A 21,920-nucleotide genomic window follows, 5' to 3' on the forward strand; every position below is an offset into this window, starting at 1 on the left:
GGACAACGATCACCTCGCGGCTGACTTCCCCGGCCGAAAAGGAACGAGACCGTGCTGTGATCGTGAACGCCGTGCCGGTTGTGACCGTAGTGCTGAATACTGCGGGAAGGACCGGTCCGGTGCGTTGAGCTGGAGGGGACGGTCGCGTGAACGAGATATCAGCGGCAGCGGGCGAAGTGATGTGGCAGAACAGCCCGCCCGGCTCGATCTACGACTACATAAGAGTCGCGTCCTTCTCGATCGGCCCCTGCGGGCTGGTAGAGCAGTGGAGCAGGCGGGCTGAAGAGCTGTTCGGCCTGCCCGCGGCCGATGTCGTCGGCAAGGATCCGGTCGAGGCGTTCATGCCCCCCGAGCTGCGGGTGCGCGGGCGCAACCGGCTCTCCGAGATCCTCGACGGCAAGGAGTGGACCGGCCTCGTCCCGTTCCGGATGCCCGACCGCGAGGGCCGTCAAGCCGGTACGGCGCGTGCCCACGGCATCGCGGAGATCTACGTGATGCCCAGCGCCACGGCCGACGGCGAACAGGCTGCGCTCTGCCTGGTCGTCGACGTACGTGCCGTACGCCGGATCGAGACCGATCTCGCCGCTTCGCAGGCCATTTTCGGCCAATCTCCGTTCGGCTTCCTGCTGTTCGGTACGGACTTCACCGTGCAGCGCGCCAACAAGCGGTTCGCCACCGTCTTCGGCGGCGCCGTGGAGGACCACCGCGGCCGCACCGTCCACGACTACCTCACCCGCCCCGAGGCCGACCGCATGACCGCCGCCCTGGAACGGGTCCTGGAGACCGGGGAGGCTGTCACCGACATGCAGATCGTCGGCAGCGCCCCCGGCGACACGGAGCCCCGGCACTGGTCGGTCAACCTCTACCGGGTGCACAGCGGAGCCGGCCGCACCATCGGCGTCGCCGGGCTCGCCACCGATGTGACCCGCCGTCATGTCGCCGCCCGGGAGGCCGCCGACGCCCGCCGCAACCTCGCCCTGCTGAACGAGGCCGGCGCCCGCATCGGCAACTCCCTCGACCTGGAGACCACCGCCCGCGAACTCCTCGACGTAGCCGTCCCCGGCTTCTGCGACCTCGCGTCCGTCGACCTCTACCAAGGGCTCCTGGCCGGTGACGAAGCGCCGCCGGGCCGGGCCGACGGCAGCGCGGAGCTGCGCCGCGTCGCCTTCGCCAGCGCCGTCTCCGACGGGCCGCTGTCCGCTCCGGCCTGCGTCGCCGACGGCGAGGACCCCGGGCCCACCGAAGTGGGCGCCGTACACCGCTACCCGTTCAACTCGCCCTGCGCGAGCGCCCTGCGCACCGCCCGCGTCCAGGTCGTACCCGGCGAGGACGGCAGCCTCGTCCACACCACGCTCGCCGTGCCGATGGTGGCCCACGACACCGTCGTCGGCCTCGCCCAGTTCTCCCGTACGAAGGGCAGCGAGCCCTTCGGTGAACGCGACCGGGCGCTCGCCACCGAGCTCGCCGCCCGCGCCGCCGTCTGCATCGACAACGCCCGCCTCTACCGGCGCGAGCACGAGCGCGCCCTGATCCTCCAGCGCAGCCTGCTGCCCCCCGGCGACCCCGAGGCAGCCGGGCTCGACATCGCCTGCCGCTACCTGCCCGGCAATACGGCGACCGAGGTGGGCGGCGACTGGTTCGACGTCATCGAACTGCCCGGCCACCGCACAGCCCTGGTCGTCGGCGACGTCATGGGACGCGGCCTGCGCGCCGCCGTCGCCATGGGGGAACTGCGCACGGCGGTACGGACCTTGGCCCTGCTCGACCTGGAGCCCGCCGAAGTTCTCTCCGCCCTCGACGAGATCGCGCGGGGCCTCGGCTCGCCCAGCGGCGCGCAACACGCCTCGCGCGCCGTCCACAAGGCGCGGGAGGCCGACCTGTCGGAGGTCTACCTCGCGACCTGCGTGTACGCCGTCTACGACCCGGTCACGCGCCGATGTACGTTCGCCAACGCCGGCCACCTGCCGCCCGTCCTCGTCGAACCGGGCGAGGAGGCGCTGCTGCTCGACGTACCGCCGGGGATGCCGCTCGGCGTCGGCGGGGAGCCGTTCGAGGAGGTCGAAGTCGAGGTGCCGGAGGGCGCGCTGCTCGCGCTCTACACCGACGGCCTCGTCGAGTCGCGCGACCATCCGCTCGACGAAGGGCTGCTGGCGTTCCGCGCCGCGCTCGCCGATCCCGTACGCCCCCTTGAAGACGTCTGCGACCACGTCCTCAACACCCTCGACACCCGGCACGGCGAGGACGACATCGCCCTGCTCATGGCCCGCATCCAGGGGATGCCCGCCGAGTCGGTCGGTGACTGGTCGCTGCCGCGCGAGCCGCGCTCGGTCGGCCGGGCGCGGGAACTGGCGCGGGCGCAGCTGGTCACCTGGGGTCTCGAAGACCTGGTGGACACGACAGAGCTGCTGGTCAGCGAGCTTGTCACCAACGCGCTGCGGTACGGCGAGGGCGAGATCAGGCTCCGGCTGCTCCTCGACCGTACGCTCGTGTGCGAGGTGTGGGACGGGGGCCTGGTCCAGCCCCGGCGGCGGCGGGCCCGCGACACCGACGAGGGCGGGCGCGGGCTCCAGCTGGTGGGGCTGCTCAGCGCCGCGTGGGGATCGCGGCGCACACCGCGCGGAAAGACCGTCTGGTTCGAACTCGCCCTGCCGACGGGGGAGGCGGAGAAGGGTGAGCTCAGTGTCGACCAGTTGCTGAGCCTGTTCTGAGGCGCGTCCGCGTCACCCGGTCTTCATGGCGGCCAGCCTGGCCTCGATCTCAGCATCGTCGCCCAGGCTGTCCAGCTGCTCGAACTGGGCGTCCAGCGACGAGGCGGCGAGTTCCTGCTTGCCCATGGCCCTCGCCTCCTCGCGGCGCACCTTTTCCTCGAAGCGGCTCAGCTCGCCGGCCGGGTCCAGGATGTCGATGTTCTTGACGGCGTCCATCATCTGGCTCTGCGCCTGGGCGGACTTGGCACGGGCCACCAGTTCGTCGCGCTTGGACGTCAGCTCGGTGAGCTTGGTCTTCATCTGGACCAGACCGGCCTTGAGCTTGTCGACCACCTCGGTCTGCATGGCGATGACCGGCTCGGCGGCCTTCGCCTCCTTCTCGGACTGGAGCTGGCGCTGGAGCGCGACTTTGGCGAGGTTGTCGAACCTGTCCGCCTCCGCGGCCGGTCCGGCGCCGCGCATCTCGTCGGCCTTCCTGCTGGCCGCGAGCGCCTTGACACCCCACTCCCTGGCGGCATCGACGTCCTCTTTGTGGTCGAGCTCCAGGAGCCGCAGATTGCCGATGGTGGTGGCGACGGCCTCCTCGGCCTCCGCGATGTTGTTGGTGTAGTCGCGGATCAGCTGGTCCAGCATCTTCTGCGGGTCCTCGGCCTGGTCGAGGAGGGCGTTGATGTTGGCCTTCGCGAGCTGGGTCACGCGGCCGAGGATGGTCTGCTTCGTCATGCCGTGTCTCCTTGAGTGGTGTACGGGTAGCGGCGTACGCGCCTGTCGGTCCGTTACGTGTCAGAACCGGCCGCCGCCGCCTCTGCGGCCCCGCGTGCCGCCGCCGCCGAAGCTGCCGGGACCGCGGCCGAAGCCGCCGCCTCCGCCGAAGCCGCCCCCGCCCCGGCCCCGGCCGCCGCCGAGGAGTTCGCCGAGGATGATGCCGCCGAGTACGGCCCCGTTGAGGCCGCCTCCGCCTCCGCCCCCGATTCCACCGGAGCCGCCGAAGTCGCCGAACTGGTCGGCGTACCCGCGTACGTCCTGTTCGGCCAGGCTCTGCGCCTGCCGCGCCATCGCGTCCGCCTGCCGGGCCTCGGCGAGCGCGCTCTGCGCGTGGGACGCCGCGGCGGCCGCCGACCGTTCGAGGTGCCGCTGGGCCTCCGCGATGCGGGTGCGCGCCTGGCTGCCGACCGCGCCCCGGTTCGTCGTGATGTAGTCGGCGGCCGCGCCGATCGAGGCGCGGGCGGCGAGAGTGGCCTGGTCCAGCAGGGCCCGCGCCCGCCGCCCGGCCGTCTCGCGCTCGCGGGCCCCCGACAGGGCCTCGTCGAGCACCGCGTCGGCCTCCTCGACGCGGCGCAGGGCGCCGATCGGGTCGTACCGCCCCGACTGCTTCTCCTGCTGTACGTCGGCGACGACCGACTCGGCGCGCGCGATGCGCCCCTGGAGGTCTGCCGTCGAGACGCCGCTGTCCGTGTCGTCCTTCAGGCCTTGGAGCAGACCGCGCGCGTCGGCCAGATCGGTCTCGGTCTCGATCAGCGCCCCGGGGAGCTTGCCCGCCGCCTCGGCGAGTTCACGGGCGCGGCGGTCGACTGCGTCGACGAGCGTGGCCGCCTGCCCGACGGCGCCCTCGGCGGCCCGTACGAACACGGCCGCCTTGCCCGTGTCGCCCGCGTCCACCGCCTGCCGGGCCTCGGTGAGGCTCGCGGTCGCGAAGGCGAGCCGGTCCTTGGCCTGCGCGGCGTTGCCGGTGATGGGCGCGGCCGCGGAGTCGGCGTACCGCTGGCGCATGGCGGTCAGCATGGCCTCCGCAGTGCCCGTACGGCCAACGAGATCGCGGAACGCCGCTTCGGCGGCGGCGAGCGCCTGCGGGGCGTTCTGCTCCAGGGCCCGGAGCTGGTCGAAGGATTCGGATTCGGCGTCGAGCCGGCGGTTGGCCTCGGTGCAGCGGGCGATGATCTCGTCGAGCATGCGGCGGCGGGTGGAGTCGTCCTCCGCGTAGGCGTCGTCGAGCTGCTGGCGCAGCCGGAAGGCGACGGCCAGCTCGCTCTTGGCGTTCGCGAGTGCCTCGCCGAAGGGGCGGGCGGCCTCCTCGCCGAACTGGGCGGAGGCGAAGCCCAGTTCCTCCTCGCTGGTATGGATCGCGTCGTCCGCCTCGACGAGTTCGCGCTTGGCCCGGGAGTCGAGTTCGGGCAGGGGGGTCTGCGGCTCCTTGGCGGCCTGGGCGGGCGTGGTCCGGGTGCCCGCCCGCCTCCTGCGCCGGGTGTACGTGTACGCCGCCAGCGCGACGGCCGCGCCGACCGCGACCACGGGAAGCACCAGGTCGCCGGCGCCGCTCACGCCGTCGTCCGGGCCGCCGCCGGGGTCGGCGACGCCGGGGGTGATCTCGGGCACCGGGACGGGCTGCCCGGCGAGCACCGCGGCGTAACCGTTCGCGGCGCCGATGGCTGCGCCCGCCCAGTCGTTCTCCCGCAGCGCGGGCTCGATCGCGGTCCTGGCGACGTCGTCGAGCTCGGCGTCGCTCAGGCGCGACTCCTGGTCGACGGAGTAGGCGTACCGCCGGTCGTGGGTGGCGACGGCGAGCAGCGCGTCGTCGCGGCCGAGGCCGTTGCGCTCGGCGGTGGCGTCGGCCCAGCTTTGCGCGGATCTCCCGGAGAAGTCGCGGACGTACGCGACGAACAGCTGGACGCGGCGGGTGTCGTAGAGCCGGTCCAGCGCGGACTCGACGGCGTTCGTGCGGGCGCCGAGTGCGTCCACCTTGTCGGTGATCTGGCCGTCGCGGGAGAGGGGGATGGGGTCGTCGGCGGGGGCGGCTGTGCCTTGGGCGGCGGGCAGGGCGATCCACCACGCGGCCAGCAGCATGCTGAGGACGACCCGGGCGGCGGCTGTTCGCGTCACGTTTGCGAGGTTATGTCCACGCGGTGCGCCCCGCGACCGGACGGCCGGGGCGGCACCTGCGGGGCTGTTCCCCTACCCGACCCTTCCCGCTGTGACACTTTGCGGCTCCGCCGCGTGGGGGGCTCCGCCCCAGCCCCCGGTCCTCAAGCGCCGGAGGGGCTGGAGGGTGCCGCTGAGCGGAGATGTGTTCGCTGTGCGGCAAATCCAGCCCCGCGCGGCAAATCCAGCCCGTAGGGGAAAAAAGCCGCGTTCCCCGGGTCGGCCGCGCCCCCGGGGGGTCAGACCAGCTTGGTCAGGAGCAGGGTCGTGTCCTCCGGAGTCAGGTCGATGCCGAAAACGTCGGACAAAACCTTCGGCACCTCCTCCATCTCCAGCTCCCGCACCTCCGGCACCCCCTCCACGCCCGGCCTGATCGTGGTCAGCGTGCGGTTGTCCAGGAGGTGCAGGCGGTCCGGGTGCACCCGCTGGATGAACGGGCGGGAGCTGAAGGGCGAGTGGGAGCTCGTCGCGATGAAGTGGTTCGCCGTCCGGAAGTCGACCGGGTACTGCGGGTCGAGCGTGAAGGTGTGCCGCGCCATCCACCCGTCACCGGTGTCGTCGTTCTCGCCCTCGCGTTCGCCGGTCGGCTGGTAGAGCGTCCAGCCGTCCGCGCCCGGCGTGACCTCCCCCCGCCCCAGCCGGTACGCCCACACCCCGTCCGTCGTTTCCGTCCCGTCCGTCAGCTCGATCGGTTCCAGCGGGCTCGCCCCGAAGCCGATGTCGCTCAGCCGGCGCTGCCCGTCGATCTCCACGATCAGCATGGCGTGCGTGGTGGGCAGCATCTTGGGGGCGCCCATCCGGATCCGGCCCAGGACCGCGAAGAACGTAAAGCCGAGCCGCTCAAGCGCCGCGGCGTACAGCGAGGCGTGCTCGAAGCAGTAGCCGCCGCGCGCGTTCCCGATCATCTTGCCCTGGAGCGTGGCGAGATCGAGCGGGACGTCCCCGCGCAGGACCGCGTCCAGGTTCTCCCAGCGCACCGACAGCACGTGCGCGCGGTGCAGCTCGCGCAGGGTCTTCAGGGTGGGGGCGCGGTCCCCCTCGTACCCCAGATGGGCCAGGTAGGCGTCCAGATCGAGTGCGTCACCGTTCCACATGCGTACGTTCCCCGTCGTCTTGTCCGTCGTGTGCGACAGGTGAAGCGCGGGACGTACGACCTCTATTCCGGGCGGCGCCGGAAGATCTTGTCGCCCAGCCAGACCAGTGGGTCGTACTTGCGGTCAACCGCCCGCTCCTTCAAGGGGATCAGGGCGTTGTCCGTGATCTTGATGTTCTCCGGGCAGACCTCCGTGCAGCACTTGGTGATGTTGCAGTAGCCGAGCCCGTGCTCGTCCTGCGCGGTCGTCTTGCGGTCGAGGCCGGTCTCGGCGGCCGCGTCCAGCGGGTGCATGTCCAGCTCGGCGATCCGCATCAGGAACCGGGGTCCCGCGAAGGACTCCTTGTTCTCCTCGTGGTCGCGCACCACATGGCAGGTGTCCTGGCACAGGAAGCACTCGATGCACTTGCGGAACTCCTGCGAGCGCTCCACGTCGATCTGCTGCATCCGGTACTCGCCCGCCGCGACCCCGGCAGGCGGCACAAAGGACGGCACCTCCCGCGCCTTCGCGTAGTTGAAGGACACATCCGTGACGAGATCGCGTACGACGGGAAAGGCCCGCAGCGGCGTGACGGTGATCGTCTCCTCGCGCGAGAAGACCGACATGCGCGTCATGCACAGCAGGCGCGGCCGCCCGTTGATCTCCGCGCTGCACGAACCGCACTTGCCCGCCTTGCAGTTCCAGCGCACCGCGAGATCCGACGCCTGGGTGGCCTGGAGGCGGTGGATGATGTCGAGGACGACCTCGCCCTCGTTCACCTCGACCTCGAAGTCCTCCAGAGCCCCGCCGTCCGCATCACCGCGCCAGACCCTGAAGGCCGCTGTGTAGCTGCTCATCAGTAGAGCTCCTCTTCGGCGAGGTATTTGACCAGCTCTTCTTTCTCGAAGAGGCCGAGCAGGTCGGGGCGGATGGGCTCGGTGGTCTCCCGTACGAGCGAGATCTGGCCCTGCACCGGATCGGCCGGCGCCATCGCACCCGACGGGTCCGTCAGCTGACACAGGAGATTGGCGCGGCGCCACGCGCGCTCCATGGAAGGGCAGTCCTCGCGGGTGTGGCCCCCACGGCTCTCGGTACGCTCCAGCGCCGCCCGCGCGACGCACTCGCTGACCAGCAGCATGTTCCGCAGGTCCAGCGCGAGATGCCAGCCCGGGTTGAACTGCCGGTGGCCTTCGACCCCGGCCCGGCGGGCCCGTACCCGCAGGTCGGCCAGCTTCTCCAGGGCCTGCTCCATCTCCGGCGCCCGCCTGATGATGCCGACCAGGTCGTTCATCGTCTGCTGGAGTTCCTGGTGGAGGGTGTACGGGTTCTCCGGCGGGCGCCCGTTCGTGGCGCCCGGCTCGGGGCCTTCCGCGCTGAAGGGGCGCAGCGCCTCGGCCGCCGCCGCGTCCACCTGGGCCTCGTCCGGCTGCGGGCGTGCGGTCCCGGTCCCGTCCCCGAACCCGATCGCGTACTGAGCCGCGTGCAGCCCGGCCCTGCGGCCGAACACCAGCAGGTCCGACAACGAGTTGCCGCCGAGCCGGTTCGAGCCGTGCATGCCGCCGGCCACCTCTCCGGCGGCGTACAGCCCCGGGACGTTGCGGGTGGCGGCGGTGTCGGAGTCGACCGCGATGCCGCCCATGACGTAGTGGCAGGTCGGCCCGACCTCCATCGCCTCGGCGGTGATGTCGACGTCCGCCAGCTCCTTGAACTGGTGGTACATCGACGGCAGCCTGCGTCGGATGGTCTCCGCCGGCATGCGCGTCGAAACGTCGAGGAACACGCCGCCGTGCGGGGAGCCGCGCCCTGCCTTCACCTCGGAGTTGATGGCGCGCGCCACCTCGTCGCGGGGGAGCAGCTCGGGGGGACGCCGGTTGTTGTCCGGGTCCTCGTACCAGCGGTCGCCCTCCTCCTCCGACTGCGCGTACTTCTCCTTGAAGACGTCGGGGACGTAGTCGAACATGAACCGCTTGCCCTCGGAATTGCGCAGTACGCCGCCGTCGCCGCGCACCGACTCGGTGACGAGGATCCCCTTCACCGAAGGCGGCCAGACCATCCCGGTCGGGTGGAACTGCACGAATTCCATGTTGAGGAGCGGGGCGCCCGCGAGCAGCGCCAGCGCGTGTCCGTCACCCGTGTACTCCCACGAATTCGACGTCACTTTGAAGGACTTGCCGATGCCGCCGGTGGCCAGGACGACGGCCGGTGCCTCCAGGACGAAGAAGCGGCCGGACTCGCGCTCGTAGCAGAAGGTCCCCGCTACTCGGTCGTCAGCGTCCTTCAAGACGCGCGTGACGGTGCACTCCTGGAAGACCTTCAACCGCGCCTCGTAGTCACCGAATTCGCGGAAGTCCTCCTGCTGGAGCGAGACGATCTTCTGCTGGAGCGTGCGGATCAGCTCCAGGCCGGTCCGGTCGCCGACATGCGCGAGGCGCGGGTACTCGTGCCCGCCGAAGTTGCGCTGCGAGATCTTCCCGTCCGGCGTACGGTCGAACAGCGCGCCCCAGGTCTCCAGCTCCCACACCCGGTCCGGCGCCTCGCGCGCGTGCAGCTCCGCCATCCGCCACTGGTTGAGGAACTTGCCGCCGCGCATGGTGTCGCGGAAGTGGACCTGCCAGTTGTCGCCGGAGTTCACGTTGCCCATGGACGCGGCGATTCCGCCCTCGGCCATCACCGTGTGCGCCTTGCCGAAGAGCGACTTGCAGATGACCGCGGTACGGGCCCCCTGCTCCCGCGCCTCGATGGCGGCGCGCAGTCCGGCGCCGCCCGCGCCGACCACGACGACGTCCCACCCCTGCCGTTCGAGCTGCGTCATCAAACACCTTTCATTCAGTCGTCCAGTCGTCCAGTCGCCTAGAACAGCCGCGGGTCGTCGAAGGCGCCGGACGCCACCAGGTAGACGTAGAAGTCGGCGAGGGCGACGCTGATCAGAGAGGCCCAGGCGAGCTGCATGTGGCGGGCGTTGAGCTTGCCGACCCAGCCCCACAGGCGGTAGCGCACCGGGTGCTTGGAGAAGTGCTTGAGCTTGCCGCCGACGATGTGCCGGCAGGAGTGGCAGGAGAACGTGTACGCCCAGATCAGCACGATGTTGATCAGGAAGACGACCGTGCCCAGGCCCATGTGGCCCCACGCGTAGTGCTCGTCGCGGAAGGCGAGCACGGTGTCGTACGTGAGGATCCCCGCGACCGGGACGGCGGCGTAGAAGAAGTACCGGTGGATGTTCTGCAGGATCAGCGGGAAGCGGGTCTCGCCGGTGTACGTCTTGTGCGGCTCGGCGACCGCGCAGGCCGGGGGCGAGGCCCAGAAGCCCCGGTAGTAGGCCTTGCGGTAGTAGTAGCAGGTCAGCCGGAAGCCGAGCGGGAAGATCAGGATCAGCAGGGCGGGGGACAGGCCCCACCAGCTGCCGAAGATCTCCCAGTTGGGGCCGCTCTTCATCGGTACGCAGTTCTCCGCCAGGCAGGGCGAGTAGAACGGCGAGACGTAGGGCGCGGCGTAGTAGTCGGCGTTCGCGAAGGCCCGCCAGGTCGAGTAGACGATGAAGGCGAGCAGCCCGGCGGCGGTCGCGGCGGGCGCGAGCCACCAGCGGTCCGTACGCAGATGGCGGGCCGCGATCGTTGCGCGGGAGGCGGTGTGGACGCCGTGGGCGCCTTGGACGTCCGTACGGGGCTGGGGTTCTGTGCCAGTGGCCAACGAGGACTCCGTCTGGAGCGGGCAGTCGGGACAGGGCGGGGGCCGGGGGCTCCGTGTACCGCTACGGCGCGTGCCGGTCGCGCGCGCCGAGGCCCTCGTCGTCCGAGTCGGTCCACAGCGCGCTGTTGTACGGGTCGTCCGAGATGGCCACCAGGTCGGGGCGCGCCTCGGCCCTGCGCAGGGTGGGGGCGGCCTCGTTCAGCAGGGCGACGCTTTCGCGCAGATGGCCGGCGTCCGTGCGTACGCGCCTGATCTCCAGGCTGCCGCCGCCGACCTGCTGCTCGACCCGTTCGACCGACTGGACCAGGTTGTCGAGGCTGCGCTGAACCGCTGCCAGGTCTTCTTGCAGGGACATGTAGTGCCCTCATTTCCACGGTGGCGCGTGGTAACGCTCATGCGCCTGCGAGTGTCGCGCGTCACGTCCCCTCTTGTGAAGGGATGTGCAGCGATTCTCGGCGCGCGGCCCCCCGTGCGCCCCCTTCTGTTGGGCCGCACGGGTGGGGTTCGAGAGGTTCGCCGCCGTGTCGCCGACGGCTCACGCGCGGGGTCCATTTCAGTGGAGGGGTAATTGATGTGATCACCATCATATGCCGCCAAATGTGAAAAACCGGGCTCATTCCGACAGGGGATGAGCCGGGCCGGCCCTGGAGGTACCAGCCATGTCCCACGTCGGCGTCCCACGCGGGGAGGCAGCCCCGGTATTCGACCGCAGGCACCGGCGCACGCGAGCCTCCCGCGCTCTCGCGCTCGTCACCGCCGGGGTGCTCACGCTGCCCGCACTGGCCGGCTGTACCTCGGGCGACGACGCGGCGCAGGCGGTGACGGTCCCCCAGGACATCGCTCCGGCCGGGCGCGAGCAGGTCAAGGACGGCGGCACGGTGCGCTGGGCCGTCGACACGACGGCTCCCACCCTCAACGCCTTCCAGGCCGACGCCGACGCCTCCACCTCGCGCATCGCAGGCGCCGTACTGCCTTCGCTCTTCACCCTCGACGAGCGCGGGCGCCCGCAGCTCAACGCCGACTACCTGGAGTCCGCCGAGATCGTCGAGCGCGAGCCCAAGCAGGTCGTGCTCTACAAGATCAACCAACAGGCGGTGTGGAGCGACGGCCGGGAGATCGGGGCACCGGACTTCCTGGCCCAGTGGCGGGCGCTGGGCGGCCGGAACACGGCGTACTGGACCGCCCGCAACGCCGGCTACGAGCGCATCGAGAAGATCGAGCGCGGCGCCAACGACCTGGAGGTCCGGGTCACCTTCGCCAAGCCCTACGCGGACTGGCGCTCGCTCTTCACGCCGCTCTACCCGCAGGACGTGATGGGCAGCCCCGCCGCCTTCAACGACGGGGCCCGCGACAAGCTCAAGGCGACGGCCGGCCCCTTCACGCTCAAGGAACTGGACCGCGCGGGCGGCAAGGCCACGCTCGAACGCAACCCCCGCTGGTGGGGGCAGCCCGCGAAGCTCGACACGCTTGTCTTCAGCACGGTGACGCGCGACAAGCGCGCCGCCGCCCTCGCCGCCGGTGAGCTGGACATCGCCGACATCGGCCGCAGCACCGCCGACCGCATCGCCCTCGCCGGCCGGGACGCCGGCGCCAAGGGGCAGCAGCTGAACCACGGCCCCGGCGCCGCCGTCACGCCCGCCTCCGCACTCAGATCCTGGGCGATCGCCCACGGCTCCTCCGAGGAGCTGGCCGCCGCCGAGTGGGAGACCCGCAGGAAGTCACGCGAGGCGATCAGCAGGTACGCCGCCGAGCAGACCGCACTGCGCGGCTTCGACATCCGCAAGTCCCTGGAACCCGCCTACACGCAGCTCGCGCTGAACGGCACCTCGGGCCCGCTCACCGACGACCGCGTACGCCGCGCCGTCGCCCGCGCCATCGACCGCAAAGAGCTCGCCGAGGCCGTACTGAAGCCGCTCGGCCTGCCCGCCCACCCGCTCGGCAGCCACCTCGCACTGGCGGGCCAGGAGGCGTACAGCGACAGCAGCGGCGCGCTCGGCGACCAGGACACCCAGGCCGCCCAGGCGCTGCTCGCGGACGCGGGCTGGACGCAGGGCGGGGCGGTGAAGCAGAAGCCGGGCGGAGCGAAGGCGGGCGCCGCGGCGGAGGGCAGCGAGGCCGAAGGCGGGACTGAAAAGAAGGAGAAGAACGACAGAAGGTCAGCCGACGAAGAGATGTACATCGTCGGTGACGAAATCAACAGCGATTCCAAGCCCCGCGGCGCCCGCACCCCGGAATCCGGTACGTACGTCCTGGCCCCGGCGCCCGCCGCGGCGCTCCAGGGCCGGGCCGTTCGCATGCAGGCACGTTTCATCAGGGCGATGTCCATCAAGGACTCAGAGGACTCCGGGGGCACACAGGACAGCGCCGACGGGAAGAAGAAGGACGGCGTGGCCGGCGCCTACGCCCCGCGCGGCACCGCCGCCCCCGCCACGGCCGCCGCCGCCGGAGGCCCGCTCGCCAAGGACGGCAAGGCGCTGACCTTGCGTTTCGTGCTCCCCTCGGGCCCCGGCTCGGAGTCGCTGCGTACCGTCGGCGAAAAGATCGCGCGGATGCTGGAGCGCATCGGCGTACGCACGGACATCGTCAAGGTCTCCGACGACAGCTACTTCAAGGACCACGTGGCCTCCGGCGACTACGACCTCGCCCTCTACTCCTGGCCCGCCACCGCCTACCCGGCCACCGACGCCCGCCCCATCTTCGCCAAACCGGAGCCGGCCGCCGACGGGTCGCTGGTCGTCGAGCAGAACTACACGCGCGTCGGCACGGACCACATCGACCAGCTCTTCGACCAGGCCATGACGGAGCTGGACGAGAAAGCGGCCCGCGACCTCGTGAAACGGGCCGACGCCCGGATCTGGGCAGCGGCCGGATCCATCCCGCTCTTCCAGCGCCCCGAGCTGGTAGCGGTCAAACCGGAGATCGTCAACGCCGGCGCCTTCGGCTTCGCCGCCCCGCGCTATCAGGACATCGGCTTCAAGAAGGCAGAAAACGCCAAGGGGAAGAGGAACTAGCAGGTCGCAACCCTCAGGATTGGCTCAAGTCCCTTGCCCGCCGGTGCTCCCGGCGGGCAAGGTGCTGGGTGCCCCTTGACCCGGAGCGCGCTCAGCACCTCACCCCACACACGGCCCGAGTACGGCCCGAATCTTCCCCCTCACACAGCTCCGCCGGACCCCCGGAGCCCTTGTGCGGGGCCGGTATCGATCGCCCGGGAAGCCCGCGCGGCTCACTCCCCGTACCATGGGGGGTAGCCGTGGCGCGACCGCCCGGCGGGCGTATGAGGAAACGAACCGAATACGACGCCCGATCCCACGATCGAGAGAAGCGCAACTCACCCATGCCCACGCGCCACGACATCCGTAACGTAGCCATCGTCGCCCACGTCGACCACGGCAAGACCACCCTGGTCGACGCCATGCTCAAGCAGGCAGGCGCCTTCGCCGCGCACGCCGCCGAGCACCTCGACGACCGCATGATGGACTCGAACGACCTGGAGCGTGAGAAGGGCATCACGATCCTGGCCAAGAACACGGCCGTCAAGTACCACCCCAAGGATGGCGGCGACGTCATCACGATCAACATCATCGACACCCCCGGCCACGCCGACTTCGGTGGTGAGGTCGAGCGCGGCCTGTCGATGGTCGACGCGGTCGTCCTGCTGGTCGACGCCTCCGAGGGCCCGCTGCCGCAGACGCGCTTCGTGCTCCGCAAGGCGCTTCAGGCCCGGATGCCCGTCATCCTGTGCATCAACAAGACGGACCGCCCCGACTCCCGGATCGACGAGGTCGTCAACGAGACGTACGACCTGTTCCTGGACCTGGACGCGGACGAGGAGCAGATCGAGTTCCCGATCGTCTACGCCTGCGCGCGTGACGGCGTCGCCTCGCTGACCAAGCCGGAGGACGGCACCGTCCCGGCGGACAGCACGAACCTCGAGCCGTTCTTCAACACGATCCTGTCGCACGTCCCGGCCCCCGAGTACGACGAGGCCGCCCCGCTCCAGGCGCACGTCACCAACCTGGACGCCGACAACTTCCTCGGCCGTATCGCGCTGTGCCGCGTCGAGCAGGGCGAGCTGAAGAAGGGCCAGACCGTCACGTGGATCAAGCGTGACGGCACGATGTCCAACGTCCGCATCACCGAGCTGATGATGACCGAGGCGCTCACCCGCAAGCCGGCCGAGAAGGCGGGCCCGGGCGACATCTGCGCCGTCGCCGGATTCCCGGACATCATGATCGGCGAGACCCTGGCCGACCCCGAGAACCCGATCGCGCTGCCGCTCATCACGGTCGACGAGCCGGCGATCTCCATGACCATCGGTACGAACACCTCGCCGCTGGTCGGCCAGGGCGGCAAGGGCCACAAGGTCACCGCCCGCCAGGTGAAGGACCGCCTCGACCGCGAGCTGATCGGTAACGTCTCGCTCCGCGTCCTGGACACCGAGCGCCCCGACGCCTGGGAGGTCCAGGGCCGCGGTGAGCTCGCGCTGGCCATCCTCGTCGAGCAGATGCGCCGTGAGGGCTTCGAGCTGACGGTCGGCAAGCCCGTCGTCGTCACCAAGCAGGTCGACGGCAAGACGTACGAGCCGATCGAGCGCATGACGATCGACTCCCCCGAGGAGCACCTCGGCGCCATCACGCAGCTGATGGCGACCCGCAAGGGCCGCATGGAGACGATGACGAACCACGGTTCGGGCTGGATCCGCATGGAGTGGATCGTCCCGTCCCGCGGCCTCATCGGCTTCCGTACGGAATTCCTGACGCAGACCCGTGGTACGGGCATCGCGCACTCCATCTTCGAGGGCCACGAGCCGTGGTTCGGCGACCTGCGCACCCGTAACAACGGCTCGCTGGTGGCCGACCGCGCGGGCAAGGTGACCCCCTTCGCGATGATCAACCTCCAGGAGCGCGGTGTCATCTTCCTGGAGGCCGGCACCGAGGTCTACGAGGGCATGATCGTTGGTGAGAACTCGCGCTCCGACGACATGGACGTGAACATCACCAAGGAGAAGAAGCTCACCAACATGCGCGCGGCTGCCGCGGACAACACGGAGAACGTGGTCCCGGCGCGCAAGCTCTCGCTCGAGCAGTCGCTGGAGTTCTGCCGCGACGACGAGTGCATCGAGGTGACCCCGGAGACCGTGCGTATCCGCAAGGTCGTCCTGGACCAGAAGGAGCGCGGCCGCACGGCTTCGCGCGCCAAGCGCTAAACACTGGTGAGTCCGGCCCGAGGCCGGCTCCTGTCGCCCTCGCGGGCGACAGGAGCCGGCCTTCGGCATGTCAGAAACCTTTGCATCGGGCGCCTTTGCGGGTGACACTTGTGATCTTCCCCGTCAAGCGTTTTTAGCGAGAGATGCGTCCGGATATCGGGCATCGCTCTCCGGAAGCTGCGTTAACAGTCCGTTTCGCGGGCGTCTGTCTGTGCTCGCTTTGCCCGGATTTCGGGCAGGTGCGCCCGGTCGATGTTGTCAAACCGAGACCCTTTAAGTGTGGTTAACGGGTCGGGGTTACTTAATAGTTGGCTCCATTGAGCTCGGGTCAATGGGTCACGCACTGTGGGGAGTGCCGACTCACGAGCACACTCGGGGTACATGCGACTCATCGCCGTCAGGGGTGTCGGCGACTGTCTGCGTACCCCTCTTGTAGTGATCAGTGGACTCATGAGGAGGAACCCATGCGCGGTGCCAAGAGCGCCAAGTGGGTCGCAGGTGCGATAGTCGTGGCTCTGTCGGCAACGGCGTGCGGTGGCTCGGACAGCGGCGACACGGATGCCACGGAAAAGGGCAAACCCGCCGGCTATGTCTCGATCGACATCGGCGAGCCGCAGAAGCCGCTGATTCCGGCCGACACGAACGAGTCGCTCGGCAGCTATGTCATCCAGTCGCTGTTCACGCAGCTGCTCGACTTCGACTCCAAGGGCGGCATCGTTTACACGAACGCCGAGTCGATCGAGACCAAGGACTCGAAGACGTGGACCGTCAAGCTCAAGAAGGGCTGGAAGTTCCACAACGGCGAGGCTGTCACTTCCGAGTCGTACATCAACGCCTGGAACTGGTACGCCAACACCAAGAACAAGCAGCAGAACGCGTTCTGGTTCGAGGACATCAAGGGCTACGAGGACGTCCACCCGGCCAAGGGTGAGCCCAAGGGCGACAAGATGTCCGGCCTGAAGGCCGTGGACGACACCACGTTCACCATCGAGCTGTCGAAGCCCGTCCCGTACTTCGAGTACAAGCTCGGCTACACGACCTGGGCCCCGCTGCCCAAGTCCTTCTACGCCGACCCGAAGGCGTTCGGCCAGAAGCCTGTCGGCAACGGCCCCTACATCTTCGAGAAGTGGGACCACAAGAAGCTCATCCAGGTCAAGGCCAACCCTGACTACCAGGGCCCGAACAAGGCCCAGAACAAGGGTGTCCTCTTCAAGAACTACGCGACCGTCGAGGCCGCGTACGCCGACCTCATCTCCGGCAACCTGGACATGATCCGCCAGGTCGGCCCGAAGGACCTGCCGAAGTACAAGCAGGACCTCGGCGACCGCGCGATCGACCAGGAGTACGCGGCGATCCAGTCGATCGTCCCGACCTTCTACAGCAAGACCTTCAAGGACATCAACCCGAAGGTCCTGCAGGGTCTTTCGATGGCGATCGACCGCAAGACGATCACCGACACGGTTCTCAACAAGACGCGTACGCCCGCCACGAGCTTCACGCCCGTCGGTGTCCAGGGCAACCAGCAGCTCGACACGGACGTGTTCACGTTCGACCCGAAGAAGGCGAAGAAGCTCGTCACCGAGGGTGGCGGCGTCCCCGGCAACAAGGTGACGATCCAGTACAACGCCGACGGTGGCCACAAGGAGTGGATCACCGCTGTCTGCGAGTCGATCCGTAACTCCACGGGTGTCGACTGCGTGCCGGACGCCAAGCCCGACTTCCAGACCGACCTGGAAGCCCGTGACAACGAGCAGGTCAAGGGCTTCTACCGCGGTGGCTGGGTGGCGGACTACCCGGTGAACGTGAACTTCATGCGCGAGCTGTACGGCACCACCGCCGAGGCGAACAACGGCAAGTTCTCCGACAAGGAGATCGACGCCGCGTTCAAGAAGGGCGACAACGCCAAGTCCCTGGAAGAGTCGGTCAAGCTCTACCAGGACGCCGAGAAGCTCCTGCTGGAAAAGATGCCTGCCATCCCGCTGTGGCAGTACCGCATCAACGGCGGCCACTCCAAGGCAGTCGACAACGTCGAGGTTGACTTCCACGGTGACTTCGAGATCACCGGCGTGACCGTCAACAAGTAATCCAGCCTGCGGGCCAACCCCACTCGGCCATTACCCGCCACCGCATTGGCGGTAGGCCCGGGGGCCGCTCCCTGACCAAAGGGAGCGGCCCCCGCGCCGCAGTTATCCACACGGAGGCAAACATGGGGCGTTATGTCGCGCGGCGACTGCTCCAGATGATCCCGGTCTTCATCGGGTCAACCTTGCTCGTCTTCGCCATGATGTACGCGCTGCCCGGCGATCCCGTGCGCGCACTCGCCGGCGAACAGACCGTTGACCCGGCACAGATCGCACAGATGAAGAAGGACCTCGGGCTCGATCTCCCCCTCTGGCACCAGTACCTGAACTACCTGGGCAACCTGTTCCAGGGCGACTTCGGTACCCAGATCGCCAGCGGCCGACCCGTCGCCGACCTCATCTCGGACGCATTCCCGATCACGATCCGACTGGCCCTGTTCGCCTTCACGTTCACCGTGCTCGTCGGCATCTCCATCGGCATCTTCGCCGGTCTCAAGGCCGACACGTTCCGGGACCGCGGGCTGCTCGTCCTGACGCTGCTCCTGATCTCGATCCCCTCGTTCGTACTGGGCTACCTGCTCCAGTACCTCTTCGCCTTCCAGCTGGGCTGGGTCGAGGCGAACGTCAGCGAAGCGGCACCCGCCGACGAACTGCTGCTGCCCGCAGTCGTCCTGGGCTCGCTGTCTCTCGCGTACGTCGCACGCCTCACCCGTACGTCGGTCGCCGAGAACCTCCGCTCCGACTACATGCGCACGGCGGTCGCCAAGGGCCTGCCGAAGCGCCGCATCATCGGCGTGCACCTGATGCGCAACTCCCTGATCCCCGTGGTCACTTTCCTCGGCACCGACCTCGGCGCCCTGCTCGGCGGCGCGGTCGTCACCGAGGGCATCTTCAACGTCAAGGGCGTCGGCAACCTCGTCTTCGACGCGCTGAGGCACCGCGAGGGCTCGACGGTCGTGGGAATCGTCACGCTGATCGTGGTCGTGTATCTCGTCGCCAGCCTGATCGTCGACCTGCTCTACGCGGTCCTGGACCCGAGGATCCGTTATGCCTGAGGCACTCGAAGCCACCGTCAAGGACGAGGCGCTGGCCGCGGCCGACGCCCAGGCCAAGGCCGCGAACGCGTCCAAGGCCGAGAAGCCGCGCAGCCTGTGGTCCGACGCCTGGCACGACCTGCGGCGCAACCCGCTGTTCGTGATCTCCGCGGTCCTCATCGTGCTGCTGCTCACCATGGCCATCGCGCCGGGCATGTTCACCAGTGCGGACCCGCGTTACGCGGACCTCGCCAAGCACTATCTCCAGAGGCCCAACTGGGGCAACGTCTTCGGGGAGGACTGGCTCGGATACGACGTCCAGGGCCGGTCCATCTACGCCCGCGTCATCTACGGCGCCCGCGCCTCGATCGCGGTCGGCGTCGTCGTGACGGTCCTCGTCACCCTGCTGGGCGGCGTGGTCGGCATGCTCGCCGGCTACTTCGGCGGCTGGATCGACACGCTCCTGTCACGCGTCACCGACATCTTCTTCGGCATTCCGTTCATCCTCGGTGCGATGGTCGTGCTGACCTCGTTCGAGGAGCGGAAGCTGTACGTCGTGATCCTGGCCCTCGCCTTCCTCGGCTGGACCCAGATCGCCCGTGTCGCGCGCGGCTCGGTCATCACCATCAAGCAGGCCGACTACGTGATGGCGGCGAAGGCGCTCGGCGCCTCCACGTCCCGCATCCTGCTCCGGCACATCCTCCCCAACGCGGTGGCCCCGGTGATCGTGGTCGCCACCATCGCGCTCGGCGGTTACATCTCGGCCGAGGCCACGCTGTCCTTCCTGGGCATCGGTCTCGCCGAGCCGACCGTCTCGTGGGGTGTCGACATCTCGTCGGGCGCCGAGCAGCTGCGCAACGCGCCGTATGTTCTGATCCTGCCGTCGATCATGGTGTCGATCACTGTCCTGGCCTTCATCATGCTCGGCGATGCAGTACGCAACGCCCTCGACCCCAAGCTGCGCTGAGGGAGGCGTACGTACATGACCATCATCGACAAGACGGCGGATGTTCCCGCCCCCCGAGGTTCGACGGAGAACAGCGGACCGCTGCTCGACGTACGTGACCTGCACGTGGAGTTCAAGACCCGCGACGGCATCGTCAAGGCCGTCAACGGCGTCAACTACAGCGTCGCCGCCGGCGAGACCCTCGCCGTCCTCGGCGAGTCCGGTTCCGGCAAGTCCGTGACGGCGCAGGCCATCATGGGCATCCTCGACATGCCGCCCGGCCGCATCCCGCAGGGAGAGATCCTCTTCCGCGGCCAGGACATGCTGACCATGGGGTACGAGGAGCGGCGTAAGATCCGCGGCCAGAAGATCGCGATGATCTTCCAGGACGCGCTGTCGTCGCTGAACCCCGTGCTCACGGTCGGGTACCAGCTCGCGGAGATGTTCCGGGTCCACCAGGGTCTGTCCAAGAAGGACGCGAAGGCGAAGGCCATCGGCCTGATGGACCGGGTGCGCATCCCGGCGGCGAAGGAGCGGGTCAACGACTACCCGCACCAGTTCTCCGGCGGTATGCGTCAGCGCATCATGATCGCGATGGCGCTGGCCCTGGAGCCGGACCTGATCATCGCGGACGAGCCGACGACCGCGCTGGACGTGACGGTCCAGGCCCAGGTGATGGACCTGCTCGCGGAGCTTCAACGCGAGTACAACATGGGCCTGATCCTGATCACCCACGACCTGGGTGTGGTGGCCGATGTCGCGGACAAGATCGCGGTGATGTACGCCGGCCGGATCGTCGAGACGGCGCCGGTCCACGAGCTGTACAAGCGCCCGGCGCACCCGTACACCCGTGGCCTGCTGGACTCGATCCCGCGCCTGGACCAGAAGGGCCAGGAGCTCTACGCGATCAAGGGCCTGCCGCCCAACCTGCTGAAGATTCCGTCCGGTTGCGCGTTCAACCCGCGCTGCCCGAAGGCGCAGGACATCTGCCGTACGGACGTCCCGGCGCTGGTGTCCGTGACCGAGCGGGACGGCGGCGAGCTGCCGGGCCGCGGCAGCGCGTGCCACTTCTGGAAGGAGCAGATCCATGGCTGAGCTGAAGAAGAACGAAGAGGCTGCAGCCGTGGACGCTACGCCGAATGTCACGGCCGTCGAGACGGTCGACGCCTCCACCACCCAGGAGGCGGTGGCGGCGATCGAGGCCCCGGTGGAGCGCGGGGAGCCGATCCTTCAGGTCCGCAACCTGGTCAAGCACTTCCCGCTGACGCAGGGGATCCTGTTCAAGAGGCAGGTCGGTGCGGTCAAGGCGGTCGACGGGATCTCCTTCGACCTCTACCAGGGCGAGACGCTGGGCATCGTGGGCGAGTCCGGCTGTGGCAAGTCCACGGTCGCGAAGCTGCTGATGACGCTGGAGACGGCGACGGCGGGCGAGGTCTTCTACAAGGGCCAGGACATCACGAAGCTGTCCGGGCGGGCGCTGAAGGCGGTGCGGCGGAATATCCAGATGGTGTTCCAGGACCCGTACACGTCCTTGAACCCCCGTATGACGGTGGGTGACATCATCGGTGAGCCGTACGACATCCACCCGGAGGTGGCGCCGAAGGGTGACCGGCGGAGGAAGGTCCAGGAACTCCTGGACGTCGTCGGCCTCAACCCGGAGTACATCAACCGGTACCCGCACCAGTTCTCGGGCGGCCAGCGCCAGCGCATCGGCATCGCGCGGGGTCTGGCTCTGCAGCCGGAGATCATCATCTGCGACGAGCCGGTGTCGGCGCTGGATGTCTCGGTGCAGGCGCAGGTCATCAACCTGATGGAGAAGCTCCAGGACGAGTTCAACCTGTCCTACCTCTTCATCGCGCACGACCTGTCGATCGTCCGGCACATCTCGGACCGGGTGGGTGTGATGTACCTCGGCAAGATGGCCGAGATCGGTACGGACACGCAGATCTACGACCACCCGACGCACCCGTACACCCAGGCGCTGCTGTCGGCGGTCCCGGTCCCGGACCCGGCGGCCCGCGAGGGCCGCGAGCGGATCATCCTCACCGGCGACGTCCCGTCCCCGGCGAACCCGCCGTCCGGCTGCCGGTTCCGTACGCGCTGCTGGAAGGCGCAGGACAAGTGCGCGGAGGAGATGCCGCTGCTGGCCGTCCCCGAGCGCTTCAAGTCCTCGGACACCCCGGCGGCCCACGAGTCGGCGTGCCACTTCGCCGAGGAGAAGGACGTCGTGCACGCGGTGTAGTCCTCCGCAGTGCGCACCTGAAAGGCG

The 21,920-nt window shown here is 69.1% G+C and carries 15 protein-coding genes; 8 read left to right on the forward strand and 7 right to left on the reverse strand.

All coding sequences use genetic code 11. The annotated features are described in order from the left end of the window. The first annotated feature begins 179 nt into the window (after positions 1-179). On the forward strand, positions 180-2,708 hold the full coding sequence (locus tag J7E89_RS19550; protein WP_214975370.1) for a SpoIIE family protein phosphatase: 2,529 nt from the start codon (positions 180-182) through the stop codon (positions 2,706-2,708). Positions 2,709-2,720: 12 nt separating this feature from the next. On the opposite strand, the gene J7E89_RS19555 is transcribed toward J7E89_RS19550, so the two are convergent. The 7 genes from J7E89_RS19555 to J7E89_RS19585 form a co-directional block, all read right to left on the reverse strand. Beyond that, entirely contained in the window at positions 2,721-3,431 is a 711-nt protein-coding gene (locus J7E89_RS19555; protein ID WP_214975220.1) for a PspA/IM30 family protein, read from the reverse strand. A gap of 60 nt (positions 3,432-3,491) precedes the next feature. Continuing rightward, positions 3,492-5,585, reverse strand: a complete 2,094-nt coding sequence (locus J7E89_RS19560; RefSeq protein ID WP_374196836.1) for a TPM domain-containing protein — start codon at positions 5,583-5,585, stop codon at positions 3,492-3,494. 278 nt (positions 5,586-5,863) lie between these two features. Next, positions 5,864-6,718 (reverse strand): arylamine N-acetyltransferase, encoded by an 855-nt coding sequence (locus J7E89_RS19565; protein ID WP_214975222.1) that lies wholly within the window; start codon positions 6,716-6,718, stop codon positions 5,864-5,866. A gap of 62 nt (positions 6,719-6,780) precedes the next feature. Next, positions 6,781-7,554 (reverse strand): succinate dehydrogenase/fumarate reductase iron-sulfur subunit, encoded by a 774-nt coding sequence (locus J7E89_RS19570; protein WP_214975225.1) that lies wholly within the window; start codon positions 7,552-7,554, stop codon positions 6,781-6,783. Continuing rightward, on the reverse strand, positions 7,554-9,509 hold the full coding sequence (locus tag J7E89_RS19575; protein WP_214975228.1) for a fumarate reductase/succinate dehydrogenase flavoprotein subunit: 1,956 nt from the start codon (positions 9,507-9,509) through the stop codon (positions 7,554-7,556). Before J7E89_RS19575 ends, J7E89_RS19570 begins: the two co-directional genes overlap by 1 nt. Before the next feature lie 38 nt (positions 9,510-9,547). Beyond that, on the reverse strand, positions 9,548-10,384 hold the full coding sequence (locus J7E89_RS19580) for a hypothetical protein (RefSeq protein WP_214975231.1): 837 nt from the start codon (positions 10,382-10,384) through the stop codon (positions 9,548-9,550). Positions 10,385-10,445: 61 nt separating this feature from the next. Beyond that, a complete protein-coding gene (locus J7E89_RS19585; protein WP_214975234.1) occupies positions 10,446-10,739 on the reverse strand; it encodes a hypothetical protein in 294 nt (97 codons plus the stop codon). Between the two features lie 304 nt (positions 10,740-11,043). Between J7E89_RS19585 and J7E89_RS19590 the strand changes: the two genes are divergently transcribed. From J7E89_RS19590 to J7E89_RS19620, 7 genes are all read left to right on the forward strand, one after another. Next, a complete protein-coding gene (locus J7E89_RS19590; RefSeq protein WP_214975237.1) occupies positions 11,044-13,395 on the forward strand; it encodes an ABC transporter family substrate-binding protein in 2,352 nt (783 codons plus the stop codon). 323 nt (positions 13,396-13,718) lie between these two features. Continuing rightward, positions 13,719-15,590 carry a translational GTPase TypA gene (gene typA, locus J7E89_RS19595; protein ID WP_214975239.1) on the forward strand — a complete coding sequence of 624 codons (1,872 nt, stop codon included), beginning with the start codon at positions 13,719-13,721 and terminating at the stop codon, positions 15,588-15,590. 464 nt (positions 15,591-16,054) lie between these two features. Next, positions 16,055-17,674 (forward strand): ABC transporter substrate-binding protein, encoded by a 1,620-nt coding sequence (locus tag J7E89_RS19600; protein WP_214975242.1) that lies wholly within the window; start codon positions 16,055-16,057, stop codon positions 17,672-17,674. A gap of 122 nt (positions 17,675-17,796) precedes the next feature. Continuing rightward, positions 17,797-18,726, forward strand: a complete 930-nt coding sequence (locus J7E89_RS19605) for an ABC transporter permease (protein WP_214975245.1) — start codon at positions 17,797-17,799, stop codon at positions 18,724-18,726. Then, the gene (locus J7E89_RS19610; RefSeq protein WP_214975248.1) at positions 18,719-19,672 is read left to right on the forward strand and encodes an ABC transporter permease; all 954 of its coding nucleotides are present in this window, start codon (positions 18,719-18,721) and stop codon (positions 19,670-19,672) included. The genes J7E89_RS19605 and J7E89_RS19610 overlap by 8 nt, the downstream gene beginning before the upstream one ends. Positions 19,673-19,687: 15 nt before the next feature. Next, positions 19,688-20,746: an ABC transporter ATP-binding protein gene (locus J7E89_RS19615; protein WP_214975251.1), complete on the forward strand. Its 1,059-nt coding sequence runs from the start codon at positions 19,688-19,690 to the stop codon at positions 20,744-20,746. Further along, positions 20,739-21,893, forward strand: a complete 1,155-nt coding sequence (locus tag J7E89_RS19620) for an ABC transporter ATP-binding protein (RefSeq protein WP_214975254.1) — start codon at positions 20,739-20,741, stop codon at positions 21,891-21,893. Before J7E89_RS19615 ends, J7E89_RS19620 begins: the two co-directional genes overlap by 8 nt. Positions 21,894-21,920 lie beyond the last annotated feature (27 nt).

The sequence above is a fragment of the Streptomyces sp. ISL-100 genome, assembly GCF_018614615.1.
GTDB lineage: Bacteria > Actinomycetota > Actinomycetes > Streptomycetales > Streptomycetaceae > Streptomyces.